The following is a 15,054-nucleotide window of genomic DNA, read 5'->3' on the forward strand; positions in this document are numbered from 1 at the left end:
CAAGCGATGCCCAAGCGTACAGATCTCAAACGTATCCTCGTCATCGGCTCCGGGCCGATTGTCATCGGCCAGGCCTGCGAATTCGACTACTCAGGCACCCAGGCCTGCAAGGCGCTTCGCGATGAAGGCCTCGAAGTGATTCTCGTCAACAGCAATCCGGCGACGATCATGACCGACCCCGAGCTCTCGGATCGCACCTACGTCGAGCCACTCACCGTGGCCGCCGTGGAGCAGGTCATCGCGCGTGAACGCCCCGATGCCATCCTGCCGACTGTGGGTGGGCAGACGGCCCTCAACCTGGCAATCGATCTCGATAAGGCGGGCGTGCTCAAGAAGTACAACGTCGAGCTGATCGGTGCGTCGATTAACGCGATCGAAGTGGCCGAAGACCGGCTGAAGTTCAAAGAAGCGATGCGCTCCATCCAGATTGATGTGCCCGACAGCCGCTACGCCGGGTCGATGGAGCAGGCACTCGCTGCGGTGCAGGAACTCGGGTTCCCCAGCATCATCCGGCCGTCGTTCACCCTGGGTGGCGTGGGCGGAGGGATTGCGTACAACGTGGAGGAGTTCAAGGAGATCTGCTCGCGCGGTCTCTCGATGAGCCCGGTCCACGAAATCCTGGTGGAGCAGTCGGTCATCGGCTGGAAGGAATTCGAACTCGAGGTCATGCGCGACTGTGATGACAACTTCGTGGTCATCTGTTCGATCGAGAACATCGACCCCATGGGCGTGCACACCGGCGACAGCATCACCGTGGCGCCCGCACTGACTCTGACCGACCGCGAATACCAGCGTATGCGCGATGCCGCGCGCCGCATCATCCGCCGCGTCGGCGTGGAAACGGGCGGGTCCAACATCCAGTTCGCCATCAATCCCGCCGACGGCCGCATGGTGGCCATTGAAATGAACCCGCGCGTCTCGCGCTCGTCGGCGCTGGCTTCCAAAGCCACGGGCTTCCCGATTGCGAAGATCGCGGCCAAGCTGGCCATTGGCTACCGCCTCGACGAAATCAAGAACGACATCACCCGCCTGACGCCGGCATCCTTCGAGCCCACCATCGATTACGTGGTGGTCAAAGTGCCGCGGTGGGCCTTTGAAAAATTCCCGATGGCCGACCGCACGCTCACGACGCAGATGAAGTCGGTGGGCGAGGCCATGGCCATTGGCCGTACGTTCAAGGAAGCCTTCCTCAAGGCGTTCCGCTCCCTCGAGCTCGGCCGCAGCGGCCGCCTCTTCGGGCAGATGGCGCCGGGCGGCCCGTACGAGGATGAAGACGATGCGGCGCTGCAGCGGGCGTTGGGCATTCCCACCGACCGTCGCATGTGGGCCGTGTTCCGTGCACTCGAAAAGGGCTGGGACCTGGACGACATCCAGCGCCTGACCAAGATGGATCCCTGGTTCCTCGTGCAGTTCCAGCAACTGACCGAGCTGGCGCGATCGGCCCGAGCGGTGGGGGCGCGCGACCTCTCACGCGAACTGCTGCGCGATCTCAAGCGCGCCGGTTTCTCGGACGCCGAACTGGCCGCGTTGCTGGGGGTAGACGATGACAGCGTCACGGCGCGGCGGCATGAGGCCGGCCTCGTGGCCGCGTACAAACGCATTGATACCTGCGCGGCGGAATTCGAATCATTCACGCCGTACATGTACGGCACGTTTGAAGACGAGTGCGAGTCCGACCCGTCGTCCCGGGCGAAGGTCGTGATTCTGGGATCGGGACCGAATCGGATTGGACAGGGCATTGAGTTTGACTATTGCTGCTGTCACGCGGCGTTTGCCCTTCGCGAAGAGGGCTTCGAGACCGTGATGATCAACTGCAATCCTGAGACGGTCTCCACCGACTATGACTCGGTGGACCGCTTGTACTTCGAGCCGCTGACATTCGAGGACGTCTCGGCCGTGGTGGCGCGTGAGCGGAGCGCGGGTGGCGATGTGGCGTGTGTGGTGCAGTACGGCGGGCAGACGCCGCTCAAGCTGGCACGCCGACTGGAGGCGGCGGGTATTCGCATCATCGGCACGTCGCCCGACTCGATCGACCTGGCCGAGGACCGCGAGCGGTTCTCGAAGTTGCTGTGGGAGTTGGGAATCCCGCAGGCCGCGAGTGCCATGGCGCACACCGAAGAAGAAGCGCGGACCGCAGCCACCACGATCGGCTTCCCGGTGATTGTGCGGCCCTCGTACGTGCTGGGCGGCCGCGCGATGGCGATTGTGTATGACACCGGTTCGCTGGACCGGTACATGCGACAGGCGGTGCAACTCTCGCCGGAACATCCGATCCTCATCGACAAGTTCCTGGAAGACGCATTCGAGATCGACGTCGATGCGCTCGCCGACAACACCGGCGCCGTCGTCATTGGCGGCATCATGGAGCACATCGAGCAGGCGGGCATTCACTCGGGCGACAGCTCATGTGTGGTGCCGCCCTATCAGCTGAGCGAGAAGCACATCGCGACCATCCGCGACTACACCCGGCGTGTGGCGCGCGGACTGAAGGTGATCGGGCTGATGAACGCACAGTTCGCCATCAAAGACGATGTGGTGTACGTGCTGGAGGTCAATCCGCGCGCATCACGCACGGTGCCGTACCTGTCGAAGGCCACCGGCGTGCCGCTGGCCAAGGTGGCGGCCAGGATCATGGTCGGGCGCAGCCTCGCGGATCAGGGGCTCACTGAAGATCTCACCGTGTCAGGGTTCTTCGTGAAGACACCGGTCTTCCCGTTCGTGCGGTTCCCTGGAGTTGATACGTTGCTGGGGCCCGAGATGAAATCCACCGGCGAGGTCATGGGCGGCGCCGAGTCGTTTGGTGTGGCGTTTGCGAAGGCGCAGATGGGCGCCGGACAGATGCTGCCGCAGGGCGGCACGGCGTTTATCAGCGTGAACAACTACGACAAGGCCAATGTGGTGCCTATCGCGAAGGGGTTGGTCGAGCTCGGGTTTGCGATTATGGCCACGCGTGGAACGGCGGTGTACCTGCGTGCGCACGGTGTGGACGCCGAAATCGTGTTCAAGATCAACGAGGGCCGGCCGCACGTGGGCGACGAAATGGTCAACAAGCGCATTTCGCTGGTGATCAACACGCCGCTGGGCCGCGAGTCGTTTTTTGACGATCGCGCGGTGCGCCGCGCCGCCATGCTGCAGGGCATTCCCGCGATCACCACGCTCACCGGCGCGTCAGCCGTGGTCAGCGCCATCAAGGCCCTGCGCACGGAAGGCCTGACGGTGAAATCGCTGCAGGAATATCACGCCAGGTGAATGGGGAACTTAGGAACTTAGGAACTGGGGAAATTAGGAACTGGGGAACTGGGAACACTCATGGATAACGTCACACTCCTGAAGAATCTGTATAACGCGTTTGGCAGCGGGGATATCCCGACGGTGCTTGGGGCGATGAGCCCGGGCATCAAGTGGTATCAGGCTGAGAGCAATCCGTACATGCCCAGCGGAGAGCCCTGGGTGGGACCCGACGCGATCGTGAACAACCTGTTCAGGAAACTCGGCGAGGAGTGGAATGGCTTCACCGTCCATCCAAAGTCATTCCACGGCGCCGGCAACAGCGTCATCGTCGAAGGCCGCTACACGGGTACGTTCAAGGCGACCGGCAAGAGCATGGACCTTCAAATCTGCCATATCTGGGACGTTGAGGATGGCAAGATTACGCGGTTCCAGCAGTACATCGACACGGCGAAGTTCCGCGACGTGATGGGAGTGAAATAAGCTCCGGCGGCTGAGGCCGCAGGCTACCTCGTGCGCTTCGGCTTCGTCTTGCCTGAGCTATTGAGGGCGATCGCTTGACGAATCAGCGCTTTGAAGGCGGACTCGTTCACAGTGTCCTGCTCGCGAATGTCGATCGCGCGGCGGACATTCCCTTCGAGGCTGGAATTAAAGAGCCGGTCTGGATCCTTGAGCGACGCGCCCTTGGGGAACGTGAGCTTCACCTTGTCCTTGTATGGTTCGAAGGTGCAAATGATGCCGTCGTGCGACCACACGGGCGTGTCCCATTTCCACTCCTCGACCACGCTCGGGTCGGCTGCCGCCATGAGCGCGCGCATGTTGGCGAGGGTGCGCCCCCGCCAGTCGCCGAGTTCTTCGATTTTCCTGGAAATGAGCACGGGCGCCGGCTGGTCCTGATCTTTGCCCGACTGCTTCATGGCCGCCATCCTATTACGAGTTCGACACCGATGGCGATGCTGCGGGTTGCGGACGAGACGGGCGTATCATGCACACATGTGGAGGGCATCCGTTCGGCGGTGGTCCTGCTATGTCCTCGGCTGTGTGGCCGTCAGTGGCATCGCCGCCGGCGCCGCGCAGCCCACGCCGACGCTTGGCTTCCTGACCGTTCCGTCTGGGAGCCTGCCGAGTGGCTGCGCACTCAAGCCGGCGGATCCAGAGCCATCGCCTGTGCTTGTGACCGAACTCGGCAACGCAACAGGGACCACCGTGGTCGTGGATTCTCGCGGGCGGCACGTGGTGCGGTTTCCGTATCCGTTTCCGAGTAACCCGTGGTTTGGTTCGGATTACAGATTCAGGCACATGCTGCGAAGACACGTCGACCAGGCCGGACCGCCTCGCGTCCCGGATGCACCGCCGTTGAGCCGCCGCGAAGTGGCGGCGCTCCAGTCGTCATGGGCCGACGATGTCGCGGAAGCCTACCGGGCGACATATCTGAGCGGCGATGCCGGGCTGGTCGAAGTGTCGGCCGTTCGTTTCGTTGACGCGAAGTGGGCGGCTACTGATTGGCCGCGCGTTGCGCCCGGCGGTTCACGATCCACATCCCTTCGGATCGTGCACGGCGCAACGGCCATTTTGCTCTCGGGTCCCCAGGGCAGCGCGTGTTTCGACGCCGTCAGCCGCTACGTTCAGTCACTGCGAGGCCTGAAGTAATGTCTCTTGACCATCTTCCCATCGAGGAGCGCTTCGTCCGCGCGTCAGGCCCGGGCGGGCAAAACGTCAACAAGGTCTCCACCGCCGTCGAGTTGCGTTTGGACGTCGGGCGCGCCGACCTGCCGGCCGCCGTCAAAGCACGGCTCAGAGTGCTGGCGGGGCGGCGGATGGTGGGTGAGGACATTCTGCTGATCGACAGCCGGGTACATCGCACACAGGCGCAGAATCGTGATGCGGCCCGTGAGCGGCTCGAGCAGCTGCTTGCGGAAGCCGCCGTGCGCCCAAAGGCCCGGCGCAAAACCAAGCCCAGCCTGGCCTCACGTGAACGGCGGACCGACGCCAAGGTCCTGCGGGCGAAGGTGAAGGAAAGCCGTAGAAAAGTGGGGAAACTAGAAACTTAGGAAATGAGGAACTAAGTTCCCCAGTTCCCCAGTTCCTAATTTACTTAAGTAAAAATGTGCGTCGCTGATCGGCGAACGCCTTGAGACTTGCCGTCTCGCCGTCGATGCTGCTCGTAAATTGCTCGTTGGTCGTGAGCTTCTTCGTGTCACGCATCACCTCGGCTTCGATGAGCGCGCGATGTTTCGCCACCATCGGGCCCAGCACCTTCCAGTCGAGCCACCGCTGGGCGATGTCCTTCACGTATCCGGCGTAGCGCGCCTTGAGCGCTGGGACCGCCAACAACTTCGACAACAGAGGCCGCGCGGGGTTGTTGATGCCGGTGAACATGTCGAGGTTCACGCCACCACCTCCGCCGCCGCGACCACCGCCTGGCGGCATCGGCATTCCCATTGGGGGCATGGGCTGGCCAACGCCGCCTTGGGGAGGAGGCGGCATCATCATGCCGCGCCCGCCACCTGGGCCACCCGGGCCGCCTGGACCACCCGGACCGCCGGGGCCACCGCCGCTCGAAAACGTCTCGTTCGTGTCGTGCGGCAGGATGTGAAAGCGTCCCTTCGGGTCCTGATAGATGTTGTAGTCGCTCGCGCGCACCCAGTAGCCGTCGGAGTTGACCAGGGCCACGTCGAGTGCCAGAAACTTCAGCGCGCCGTCGATGTCGAGGATGGGAGAGAGCGCCGCCTCGAGTGTGTCGGCGGGTGTGGTGTTGAGCACCTTCGTCATCTGGATGAAGTCGGCCCACGCCTTCGGCGTGTCCTTGCTCTTGATCTCGTAGTGCACCTTGTATGCGGCCACGTCATCGCCGAGGTACTCCAGCCCGCCACGGCCTCCCGGGCTTCCGGGCACCGTCCAGCGCACACCTTCGGTGGTGGAGAAGTGATCGCGCAGCCACTCCTTGTTGAATTGCTGGGTGCTCGGATACACGCCCCAGTTTTCGCCGTTGATCACTACACGCACGAAGTTGGCGTGTCCGGCCTGAAGATACTGCCGGGCAATCTGCTGATACAGCACCGCCCGCATGAGCGTGGGGTCGCCGTTTGAGTTGAGCAAGTTCAGCGTGCGATACCCACCTGGGACTGCCTGGTTCTCGTGAACAAAATCAATGGCGACGTTGAGTGACCGCTTCGACGCCGCGGGCACCATCATGAATGACGACATGCCACGGAAGTGGACGCCGACGTCGCGATACGTCTTGCCATCAACCACCAGGGTTGCCGGTACCTCCACGTCAGTGTTGTTGAACGCAGCAAGCTCTTCTTCCCAGTCCGCATTCTCGAACGTGAGGAACACTGTCCGCATCGTACCCAGGTCATAAAACGGCGTGGTCGCCGGTTTCACATCGGCGGGGCTGACCTTGATTCCGGGCGTGGCCGGTGCCATGCCGCGTCCCCCGAAGCCGCCGGGCATCGGCCCACCGCGGCCGCCGCGTCCCTGCGGAGCGTTGGTCGCCATGAACTCGCGCGCAGCCTGGCGCTCTTCGGTGTTGAGGCGTTTGTCGCCGTTCTTGTCGAACTGGTCCACGAGCTTGCGCTCGGACATCTGCATGCCACCGGGGCCCTGCGCGGTCAGGGGGCCGGCAGTCACGGCGGTGATGAGGAGCGCGAGAAGCAGGAAGAGGCGTTTCATGGCGATGTTCCTTTTAGCTAGTCCGTCTCAGGTGAATCCCGGAAGAGATCGATTTCCTGGACGCCGTCGATGCGGTTCAACGACTTCACGAGCTCATCAGGCGAGCAGCCCGGTTTGAGCCGCGTGGTGTACGACACGTCAATGGCCATGCCCTGGCGAGCGGTCTTGATCGATCGCAGGTGCCGCTGCTCAAGGTGGGTGTCGAGCAGCCCACCCAGCAGCGGCTCCAGATCAACGCCGGTGGCAATGCGAATGGTCAGCGTGAATGAATCGAGCGGACCGACACCGCCGGCCACCGCGTCTTTAGGCCGCATCAACGCCGCCGCCGAGCCGACCACGACCAGGCCGATGCCGGCCACCCAGTGGTCGTTGGCGCCCACGGCCATGCCGACGACAACCGCGAAGATGACGAATGCAGTGTCCTGGGTATCGCGGACGACGGTGCGGAAACGTACGATGGAGAGCGCGCCGACGAGGCTGAATGCGCGCGCCACGTTGTCACCGATCACCTGCGTCACCATCGCAATCAGCACGGACAACAACACGAGGGTGGCAGGGAAGGTGGGCGAGGCGTCGGTGAGGTCGCGCGTATGCCGGTAGGTCCAGGCGACCACCCCGCCGAGCAACGCGGCAATCACCAGCCGGAAGAACACATCAAGCGGGACCAGGGCCGGCCCCGGCTGCAGCACATTTGTCAGGAAGCTCGGCATGCGGTGCTCTCCTCGGACGCGGGATCCGACGCCAAACCGAGCGCGGCCATGGAGAGCCGGTACTTGGAGACTGGCGCCGGTTGCAGACCGAACTCTTCAACGAGCGCCTTGAACACGGCGGGCATGCCCACCCGGTACTTCAGTTCGAGGATGACCTTGCCTGCGAGCACCGGTTGGCTCGCGCCATCCTGGAACTCTCGGCGGTTGGTCGGCCACGCTTGAAGATGTTCATCCATCGTGAGCCGAGCGAAGCCGTAAGGCGTGTTCGCCAATCGGGCGACGCGGTCGTACGCCACCTGGCAGACCGGCGCGAGTCGTCGCGCCGCGAGCCGATGGCCAAACCAGGTACCTGGCCAGCCGTCGGGCCACGATTCAGGACCGGACTCGATGAACGCCAGGTCGCCGATGGGGACCAGCGTCCGTCGCTTGGTCAGCAGGTTCTTTGTCCGGAGCTTCCGCTCGAGGAAGACCATGTCCGAGTCGGCGTAGCGGCGGATGCGGTATTTAGAGCGCCCGAAGGACCCACGGCGGAAAAAGACGTCCTGAGCCGCCGTGTCGGCATACAGGCTGGTGATGCGGTAATAGTCGGCGTCTTCACCGGCTCCGTGGGGGTCGGGGGGCAACCGGCCCCGCGCCCAGGCCCGGACGGCGTCGGCTTCGGACGGTGCGAGGAGGAACTTGACCTCGGCGGCGAATGGGCGGTGTTCTCGGGATTCTTCAGACATCGGCGCGGCTGAGAGCTTAGACCGAAACCTGCAGCCGTTTATTCCCTTGTTACACGAAACCCCCGAAAAATTAGGGGGGGGGCGGAGTATGCCCCCGCTCCCCCCGGTTTTGTTGTGGTGCTACTTGAGCCGCAATCCCACCATCACCGCAAAGGTGCGGTTCTTGGCGGTTTCGCCGGCTGTCGTTGAGAAGTTCGTGAATCCGTGTGAATAGCGCGCGTCAACGCTGACCCGGCCCATTGCCACGCCGACTCCAACCACACCGCTGAAGTCCAAATCCTCCACCTCGTCATCAAGGTCCTCGGTCAGGCCAAGGGAGGGAGCGCTGGCCTCAGCCTTGAGCTTGTAGCTGGCCATCGGTCCGCCAAACACGCGAAACTGCATGTCGCTGTCAGTGCTGCTTCCCAGCACCAGCAGCACTGGCACATCGATGTAGTGCGAGCGATACTCAAGTTTGAACCCGGCCGAGTCGTCGGTGGCGCCGCGCTGGCTGAACAGCCCTTCGAACTGCAGTCCGATGGTGTCCGTAATCCGGGCGCCCACAAACACCCCGCCCACGCCGCCCAGCCGGCGGTCGGTCTCGACATCCGTGCTGACTGCGGCGGAGTTCACGCCGCCCTTGATGCCGAAGGTGATGGACGGCTCTGATTGCGCGGCCGAAACCGCAGGCGCCATCACGAGGATGGCGAGAACGAGTGAAAGGCTCCGAAGTCGGACGGTCATAAGGTCTCCTTTTTAGTCACGGTGGTAAGAGGCTGCGGATTCACAATACCTGAAGTCCGATGAGGCCGTACAAGACCACTGGCGTCCACGCCGATGACGACGAGGACGCCAGTGGCAGGTGATCGTCTGGCTGTTACTTCTTGCCGAACAGGCCGCCGATGGAGAACGTGAACGACAGCGTGTTGCCGCCGCCATCGCTGTGGTGGGTCAGGCGGCCATCGGCGCGCATCGCCAGCCGGTCGCCCGCACGAATGCGGTAACCCACGCCGCCGCCGACGTTCGTGGTGCTGTCCACGTCCGTCGCCGAGGCGATTCCCACGTTACCAAACACGTAGAGCGAGTTCACGTCCGCGTCCTTCAGGAAGTAGTTCACCTGAGCGTTCAGGTTCGTGAGGGTCTCGGTGTCGCCACCGGCCGACAGCACCTGGATGCCCGCCTGGGGTTCGACGGCGATCTTCGGCGTCACGAAGATGGTGGCGTAGAGGCCGGGGTTGAACAAGCCAAGGCCGCCCGCCGGCACGCCGAACGTCTTGAAGTCGTTGTCTCCGAGGCCAATGACGGCACTCGCGAGCGACGTCCCAATCTCCACCTTGGATTCCTGCGCGCGCGCCACGGAGGCTGTGCTCACAAGAACCGCCAGCGCCGCGATTCCCACCTTGATCAATCTGCTCTTCACAATAGCCATCGTCATATCCTCCCGAACTACCTTTCTAAACCGCACTACAAGCGAGACTCGCATCGGTGGGGCGGTAAACCACCACGAGCTTTGACGGAACGAGTGTAACAACGGTTTCGTCGTGGCGAAACATTCACGTTTCGTGTCGCGCATACGGACAGTGATGTGCACGAAATACTGCGAGGGAGGACCGCGCAGACATGGCAAATTCTGCAATGCGCGTGACGGATTTGGCGCTTCTCGGCCGGTTCACGCGAGCCTGCATCTTGCATAGCGAGTGGCATGTCTTTCGGGCCACTGCTCTCCCTGGTCGTACTGGCGGGCGTTACTGCGGGTCTGATCTCGCAGGTGGAAAGCGCTGCCGCTGCGGCTATCGCCACGTTCACTCTGGTTCTGGCAATTGCCCTTGCGTGGGGCGATGGACGATGGGGCTCCCGGTGCGCCTGGTGTGCGGTTGGGGCGGTAGCGCTTACCGCCGGAGCGTTCGCGCGTGATGCCGCGCTCGCACCGGTGCCGTCGTGGATCGTTGACACCGTCGAACCCATCCGTCTCGATGGCCGCCTGCGGCGGGATGCGTCGATCGTAGAGTCTGGAGTTCGTCTGGAACTCGACGATGTGTGGGTGCACGGGCCCGGGGACTCACGGGATTCGGTGGACCAACTTCAGGTTCTCACCATCGTCAATGGGGCACTCGCGACCGGGTCGGTTGGGGAATGGACTGCGGGGCGCCGCGTCAGCATGCCGGTGCGCCTTCGGGTGCCTTCGGTGGTACGCAATCCGGGCTCGCCGAGTCCAAGGTGGCAGCGACTCACGCGCCCGTTTGACCTGGTCGGCACCGTGAAGAGCGCCGCATTGGTGCAAGTCGAGCGCGGCACGGCCTGGCAGGAGGCCGCTGCCGGCGTGCGCCGCCATGTGCGTGCCGTCGCAGCGCAGTGGCTCGTGCCCCTTGGTGGCGACAGTGCCGCCGTGGTGACTGCCATCCTCATCGGCGATCGCGCCGGCCTTGACGAGTCCGTCACTCGGCGGCTGCAGGTGGCAGGCACGTTTCACGTCATTGCCATCTCCGGCGGCAACGTGGCCATCCTCACGGCGCTGTGCCTGTTTGTGTTCCGCCTGTTCATGCGCCGCGATCAGATCCCCGTGGTGCTCACGCTGGTGACCGTGGTCGCCTACGGGCTGGTCGTGGGACGCGACGCGTCGGTTGTCCGCGCCGTCATCGCCGCCACCTTGTACTTGGGGCTGCGGCTGACTGGCGTCGCTCCCCAGCCGACCCATGTGCTGACGCTCACCGCGCTCATTTCAATGGTGGCCGACCCCATGGTGGTGCTGGATGTGGGCGCGTGGCTTTCGTTTGGCGCCACGCTTGGCCTCATCACGATTCTGCCGCGCCTGATGGGGAACACGCCGCCGGGGCCGCACCGCAACTGGGTGACGGCCTTGCGCGTCGTCAACAGTCTGTTTCTTGCCACTGTCGCAGCAGAGATCGTCATCCTGCCGGTGGCCGCATCGGTCTTCATGCGAGTGGGTGTGGCGGGACTGCTGCTGAACTTTGTCGCCATTCCCGCCATGGTGCTGGCGCAGTTGTCGGGCCTGCTGCTGATCGTGCTGGGGTCGTGGCCCTGGCTCCAGGGGCCAGCCTCAGTGCTGGCGTTGACCGCGCATGAAGCGACCCGGGCCCTGACCGGCTCAGCGGGACTGGTGGATGTGGTGCCATGGGTGTCGTGGCGTGTGCCGCCCCCGCCTGTGGTGCTGACGATGGGGTATTACGCGGTGGTGGTGCTGGCACTCGCGTGGCGTGGCCGTCGTTGGGTCAAGCGCGGCGCCGTCGGTGCCGCGATGGTCTGCGCCTGCCTGATTGTCACGGCGCCCTGGGCGCCGTGGCAGCGGCCGGCCCCGGGTTGGGTGCGCGTCACAATGATCGACGTCGGGCAGGGCGAGGCGATTGTCGTGCAGTTCGCGACCGGCCACGTGTTGCTCGTGGATGCCGGGGGATCGGCCGGGACGTTTGATGTGGGAGGTCGCGTCGTGACCCCCGCCCTGTGGGCGTTGGGCATCAGAAAGATCAATTGGCTGGCGGTGACCCATGCCGACGTGGATCACGCCGGTGGTGCGCCGCGTGTGGCCGGCGATCTTTCGCCTGTGGAAATTTGGGAGGGCGTCCCTGTGCCGGCGCATCCGCTGATGGGCGAGTTGAGGAGTGTCGCGCAGGCGAAGGGCGCAGCCTGGCGGCGACTGCAGACGGGACATCAGGTTGAACTCGACAACGCCGTGATCGACGTGTTGCATCCACCCATCCCCGACTGGGAACGTCGCGACGTGCGCAATGACGACTCGATCGTGCTTCGCCTGCGAGTTGGACAGGTGGAGGTCCTGTTGACCGGTGATGCGGGCCCGGAGTTCGAGCTGCCGTTCACCCGCGGCGAACCATCACCGCCGATTCGGGTCCTCAAGGTAGGGCACCACGGCAGCCGGACGTCCTCCGCGGATCAGTTTCTGGACCGGTATGCGCCGGTGATTGCGCTGGTGTCGGCGGGCCAGGGCAACTTGTTTGGTCATCCCTCGCCAGTGGTCATGGCCCGGATGGCGCGCCGAGGGATCGACGTGTTCCGGACCGATCGCGACGGCGCTGTGGTCATCGAGACCGACGGGCGCGAGGCGCACGTGCGGACCGTGACCGGGCGGTCCTTGGTGGTGACGACCGTTTCACCCGCTGCCACGCGGCCTCCATCTCTTCGGTAGTGGCCGCGTGGACGCTGGAGCCGCGCCGCTCCAGGTCGGCTTCGACCGCCGCAAACCGGGACGAGAATTTTTCGTTGGCGGCGCGCAGGGCACTCTCAGGCTCGAGCTTGAGCTTGCGGGCGAGGTTGGCGATCGAAAACAACAGGTCGCCCAGTTCTTCGGCCGCCCGTTCCGGGTTCTCGGACAGCGCTTCGCGCAACTCGCGCACTTCCTCGTCGATCTTGTCCACCACCCCGATGGTGTCGGGCCAGTCAAAGCCGACGGCCGCCACACGCGTGCCGATTTCGTAGGCACGCAACAGGCCCGGCAGGGCTCGGGGCACGCCCGACAGCAGGCGCTTTTTCGCGCCCGCGCTGTGCTGCTCGGACGCCTTGATCTGCTCCCACTGGGTCAGCACGGCGGACGGCGTCGTGGGCAGGCGCCCACGCCCCTTTCGACCGCGTGCAAGCGGCCGGCCTGAGGGGGTGAAGACATGCGGATGGCGCCGCACCAGCTTGGCGGTAATGGCGTCGAGGGCATCCGCCATTTCGAAACGTCCGGCTTCAGCCGCGATCTGGGAATGGAAGACACACTGGAACATCACATCGCCGAGTTCGCCCGGGAGCGCGTCCAGGTCGCCCCGGTCCAGGACCTCGAGCGCCTCGTAGGTTTCCTCCAGCAGAAAGGGGCGCAGGCTGGCGTGCGTCTGCTCGCGATCCCACGGACACCCGCGCTTGGAGCGCAGCGTGGCCATGATGCGCACAAGCCGCGCCATGGATCTACCCGCGCGTGCCGCGCGGGCTGAAGAAGACGTGACGGCGCGTTTTGCTGTGGGCATTGCTGTCATTTATAACCAACCGCAAGCGCGAGATGGCAAATAATCCTTGGTGATGCAGGTGTTGTTTCTCGGGACGGGCACATCACACGGGGTGCCGATGATCGGCTGCGACTGCGCGGTGTGCCGTTCGCAGGACCCGCGCGACTCCCGCCTGCGTCCATCGCTGTACCTGGAGTGCGACGACGGGATGAGGATTCTGGTGGACACGACACCCGACCTGCGCCAGCAGGCGTTGCGCCACAACCTGAGGAAGGTTGACGCGGTCATCTATACGCACTCACACGCCGACCACATCCTCGGGCTCGACGAGGTGCGTCGCTACAACCACATGACGCGGGCCCCGATGCCGCTGTACGGCGACGCGGCGACGCTCGCCGACATTCGCCGGGTGTTCAGCTACGTCTTCGAGACCGGCGGGTCCGCTGGCGGTGGGGTACCCGACCTGCGTCTCAACACCATCGTCGGGCCGTTTTGCCTGGGGCGGACGGAAATCCAGCCGCTCAGGGTCCTGCATGGCGGACGGCCGGTGCTGGCCTTCCGCATCGGCACCTTCGCCTATCTGACCGACTGCAATGAAATCCCTGACGAGACGATGGCCGAACTCCAGGGGCTGGATGTGTTGGTGCTGGATGCCCTGCGCCGGAAGCGCCACCCCACGCACTTTTCGATCGACGAAGCGGTGGCGGTGGCCCGCCAACTTGGCGCGCGTCAGACGCTGTTCACGCACTGCTGCCACGACCTTGGCCACGCCGAGACGTGCGCGTCACTTCCCGACGGCATGGCGCTCGCATACGATGGTCTGCAGGTCGCATGCATATAGCGCACTTTCCGGCAGACGCGCCGCCGCACTGGCCTCGTCCCGTCGCCGCACTCGGAAATTTTGACGGAGTGCACCGCGGACACCAGAAGATCCTGGACCGCGTCAAGGCCCAGGCGGCCGCCTGCGGGGGCAACCCCGTGGTCGTCACGTTTGATCCCCATCCCCCGCGTGTGGTGCGGCCCGACAAGGCGCCGCTGATGCTGATGACGCTCGCGCAGCGGCTCGAGACGTTCGAACGCGCCGGTGTGTATGGGGTGGCGGTGGTCCATTTCACCCCGGAAATGGCGCGTTGGGAACCCGAAGCGTTTGTCGATCGGGTGCTGGTGGACTGGTTGCAGGTGGCCGAGGTGTGGGTGGGCGCCAACTTCCTGTTTGGCCGGGAGCGCCTCGGCACGTTCACGCTCCTCAAAGCCCTTGGCGAAGACCGCGGGTTCCTCACCGGGAACATCGAGCCGGTGCGGTACCGCGATTTTGTCGTCTCGAGCACGCGGATACGGCGCCTGATTGGAGAGGGCCGGGTGGGCGAGTCGGCCGAGTTGCTGGGCCACTACTACTTTCTGGACGGTGTGGTGGTGCATGGCGAAAAACGCGGGCGGCTCCTTGGATTTCCCACCGCGAATCTGCATGTCGCCAACGAACTGCTTCCGGCCTACGGCATCTACGCCACCATCGCCGTCGTTGACGGCGTCCGGCACCCGGCCGTGACCAGCCTCGGCGTCCGTCCTACGATCACCGGCGACGGCCCGGTCACCGTTGAGACGCACCTGCTTGATGGGGCGATGGACCTGTACGGCTCATCCATGCGGCTGGAATTTGTGGAGTGGCTGCGGCCTGAAGAAAAATTTGACAGCCTGGAGGCCCTGAGCGCGCAGATCGGCCTCGACTGCGAGGCCGGACGCCGTGTGATCGAGCGTGAGGGCCTGTGAGGGCTGGGGGTTACG

The 15,054-nt window shown here is 64.4% G+C and carries 14 protein-coding genes; 7 read left to right on the top strand and 7 right to left on the bottom strand.

The features are described from left to right. Positions 1-6: 6 nt before the first annotated feature. Positions 7-3,249, top strand: a complete 3,243-nt coding sequence (gene carB, locus IPL75_10655) for a carbamoyl-phosphate synthase large subunit (GenBank protein ID MBK9240702.1) — start codon at positions 7-9, stop codon at positions 3,247-3,249. Positions 3,250-3,309: 60 nt separating this feature from the next. Then, complete coding sequence (locus tag IPL75_10660; protein MBK9240703.1) at positions 3,310-3,711, top strand: nuclear transport factor 2 family protein; 402 nt, start codon at positions 3,310-3,312, stop codon at positions 3,709-3,711. 23 nt (positions 3,712-3,734) lie between these two features. Here IPL75_10660 and IPL75_10665 read toward each other — a convergent pair whose 3' ends face one another. Continuing rightward, the gene (locus IPL75_10665) at positions 3,735-4,145 is read right to left on the bottom strand and encodes a DUF1801 domain-containing protein (GenBank protein ID MBK9240704.1); all 411 of its coding nucleotides are present in this window, start codon (positions 4,143-4,145) and stop codon (positions 3,735-3,737) included. A gap of 76 nt (positions 4,146-4,221) precedes the next feature. On the opposite strand from IPL75_10665, the gene IPL75_10670 reads away from it, so the two are divergent. Next, positions 4,222-4,878 carry a hypothetical protein gene (locus IPL75_10670; protein MBK9240705.1) on the top strand — a complete coding sequence of 219 codons (657 nt, stop codon included), beginning with the start codon at positions 4,222-4,224 and terminating at the stop codon, positions 4,876-4,878. After that, positions 4,878-5,279 carry an aminoacyl-tRNA hydrolase gene (gene arfB / locus IPL75_10675; GenBank protein ID MBK9240706.1) on the top strand — a complete coding sequence of 134 codons (402 nt, stop codon included), beginning with the start codon at positions 4,878-4,880 and terminating at the stop codon, positions 5,277-5,279. The genes IPL75_10670 and arfB overlap by 1 nt, the downstream gene beginning before the upstream one ends. Before the next feature lie 40 nt (positions 5,280-5,319). Here the strand turns inward: arfB and IPL75_10680 are convergent, their stop codons facing one another. The 5 genes from IPL75_10680 to IPL75_10700 form a co-directional block, all read right to left on the bottom strand. After that, positions 5,320-6,903: a CotH kinase family protein gene (locus tag IPL75_10680; protein ID MBK9240707.1), complete on the bottom strand. Its 1,584-nt coding sequence runs from the start codon at positions 6,901-6,903 to the stop codon at positions 5,320-5,322. 17 nt (positions 6,904-6,920) lie between these two features. Further along, positions 6,921-7,613 (bottom strand): DUF4956 domain-containing protein, encoded by a 693-nt coding sequence (locus IPL75_10685; GenBank protein ID MBK9240708.1) that lies wholly within the window; start codon positions 7,611-7,613, stop codon positions 6,921-6,923. Continuing rightward, positions 7,598-8,338, bottom strand: a complete 741-nt coding sequence (locus IPL75_10690) for a polyphosphate polymerase domain-containing protein (GenBank protein ID MBK9240709.1) — start codon at positions 8,336-8,338, stop codon at positions 7,598-7,600. The genes IPL75_10685 and IPL75_10690 overlap by 16 nt, the downstream gene beginning before the upstream one ends. A gap of 120 nt (positions 8,339-8,458) precedes the next feature. Beyond that, positions 8,459-9,061, bottom strand: coding sequence for a PorT family protein (locus IPL75_10695; GenBank protein MBK9240710.1), 603 nt, complete (start codon positions 9,059-9,061; stop codon positions 8,459-8,461). Between the two features lie 133 nt (positions 9,062-9,194). Beyond that, positions 9,195-9,737: an outer membrane beta-barrel protein gene (locus IPL75_10700; protein MBK9240711.1), complete on the bottom strand. Its 543-nt coding sequence runs from the start codon at positions 9,735-9,737 to the stop codon at positions 9,195-9,197. A gap of 282 nt (positions 9,738-10,019) precedes the next feature. Between IPL75_10700 and IPL75_10705 the strand changes: the two genes are divergently transcribed. Beyond that, positions 10,020-12,476 carry a DNA internalization-related competence protein ComEC/Rec2 gene (locus IPL75_10705; GenBank protein MBK9240712.1) on the top strand — a complete coding sequence of 819 codons (2,457 nt, stop codon included), beginning with the start codon at positions 10,020-10,022 and terminating at the stop codon, positions 12,474-12,476. On the opposite strand, the gene mazG is transcribed toward IPL75_10705, so the two are convergent. Further along, positions 12,370-13,230, bottom strand: coding sequence for a nucleoside triphosphate pyrophosphohydrolase (gene mazG / locus IPL75_10710; GenBank protein ID MBK9240713.1), 861 nt, complete (start codon positions 13,228-13,230; stop codon positions 12,370-12,372). The two genes, IPL75_10705 and mazG, sit on opposite strands and share 107 nt — an antisense overlap. 115 nt (positions 13,231-13,345) lie before the next feature. Here mazG and IPL75_10715 point away from each other — a divergent pair, with 115 nt between their 5' ends. Together IPL75_10715 and IPL75_10720 are read left to right on the top strand one after the other, a co-directional pair. Continuing rightward, on the top strand, positions 13,346-14,113 hold the full coding sequence (locus IPL75_10715) for an MBL fold metallo-hydrolase (GenBank protein MBK9240714.1): 768 nt from the start codon (positions 13,346-13,348) through the stop codon (positions 14,111-14,113). Then, positions 14,104-15,039, top strand: a complete 936-nt coding sequence (locus tag IPL75_10720) for a bifunctional riboflavin kinase/FAD synthetase (GenBank protein MBK9240715.1) — start codon at positions 14,104-14,106, stop codon at positions 15,037-15,039. Before IPL75_10715 ends, IPL75_10720 begins: the two co-directional genes overlap by 10 nt. The last annotated feature ends 15 nt before the right edge of the window (positions 15,040-15,054 follow it).

Source organism: Acidobacteriota bacterium (genome assembly GCA_016716905.1).
Classification (GTDB): domain Bacteria; phylum Acidobacteriota; class Vicinamibacteria; order Vicinamibacterales; family SCN-69-37; genus SYFT01.

Bases quoted from the DNA above. Each gene is read 5' to 3' on its own strand.
- carB (MBK9240702.1), top strand. From the start codon at position 7: ATGCCCAAGCGTACAGATCTCAAACGTATCCTCGTCATCGGCTCCGGG.
- IPL75_10660 (MBK9240703.1), top strand. From the start codon at position 3,310: ATGGATAACGTCACACTCCTGAAGAATCTGTATAACGCGTTTGGCAGC.
- IPL75_10665 (MBK9240704.1), bottom strand. From the start codon at position 4,145: ATGAAGCAGTCGGGCAAAGATCAGGACCAGCCGGCGCCCGTGCTCATT.
- IPL75_10670 (MBK9240705.1), top strand. From the start codon at position 4,222: ATGTGGAGGGCATCCGTTCGGCGGTGGTCCTGCTATGTCCTCGGCTGT.
- arfB (MBK9240706.1), top strand. From the start codon at position 4,878: ATGTCTCTTGACCATCTTCCCATCGAGGAGCGCTTCGTCCGCGCGTCA.
- IPL75_10680 (MBK9240707.1), bottom strand. From the start codon at position 6,903: ATGAAACGCCTCTTCCTGCTTCTCGCGCTCCTCATCACCGCCGTGACT.
- IPL75_10685 (MBK9240708.1), bottom strand. From the start codon at position 7,613: ATGCCGAGCTTCCTGACAAATGTGCTGCAGCCGGGGCCGGCCCTGGTC.
- IPL75_10690 (MBK9240709.1), bottom strand. From the start codon at position 8,338: ATGTCTGAAGAATCCCGAGAACACCGCCCATTCGCCGCCGAGGTCAAG.
- IPL75_10695 (MBK9240710.1), bottom strand. From the start codon at position 9,061: ATGACCGTCCGACTTCGGAGCCTTTCACTCGTTCTCGCCATCCTCGTG.
- IPL75_10705 (MBK9240712.1), top strand. From the start codon at position 10,020: ATGTCTTTCGGGCCACTGCTCTCCCTGGTCGTACTGGCGGGCGTTACT.
- mazG (MBK9240713.1), bottom strand. From the start codon at position 13,230: ATGGCGCGGCTTGTGCGCATCATGGCCACGCTGCGCTCCAAGCGCGGG.
- IPL75_10715 (MBK9240714.1), top strand. From the start codon at position 13,346: ATGCAGGTGTTGTTTCTCGGGACGGGCACATCACACGGGGTGCCGATG.
- IPL75_10720 (MBK9240715.1), top strand. From the start codon at position 14,104: ATGCATATAGCGCACTTTCCGGCAGACGCGCCGCCGCACTGGCCTCGT.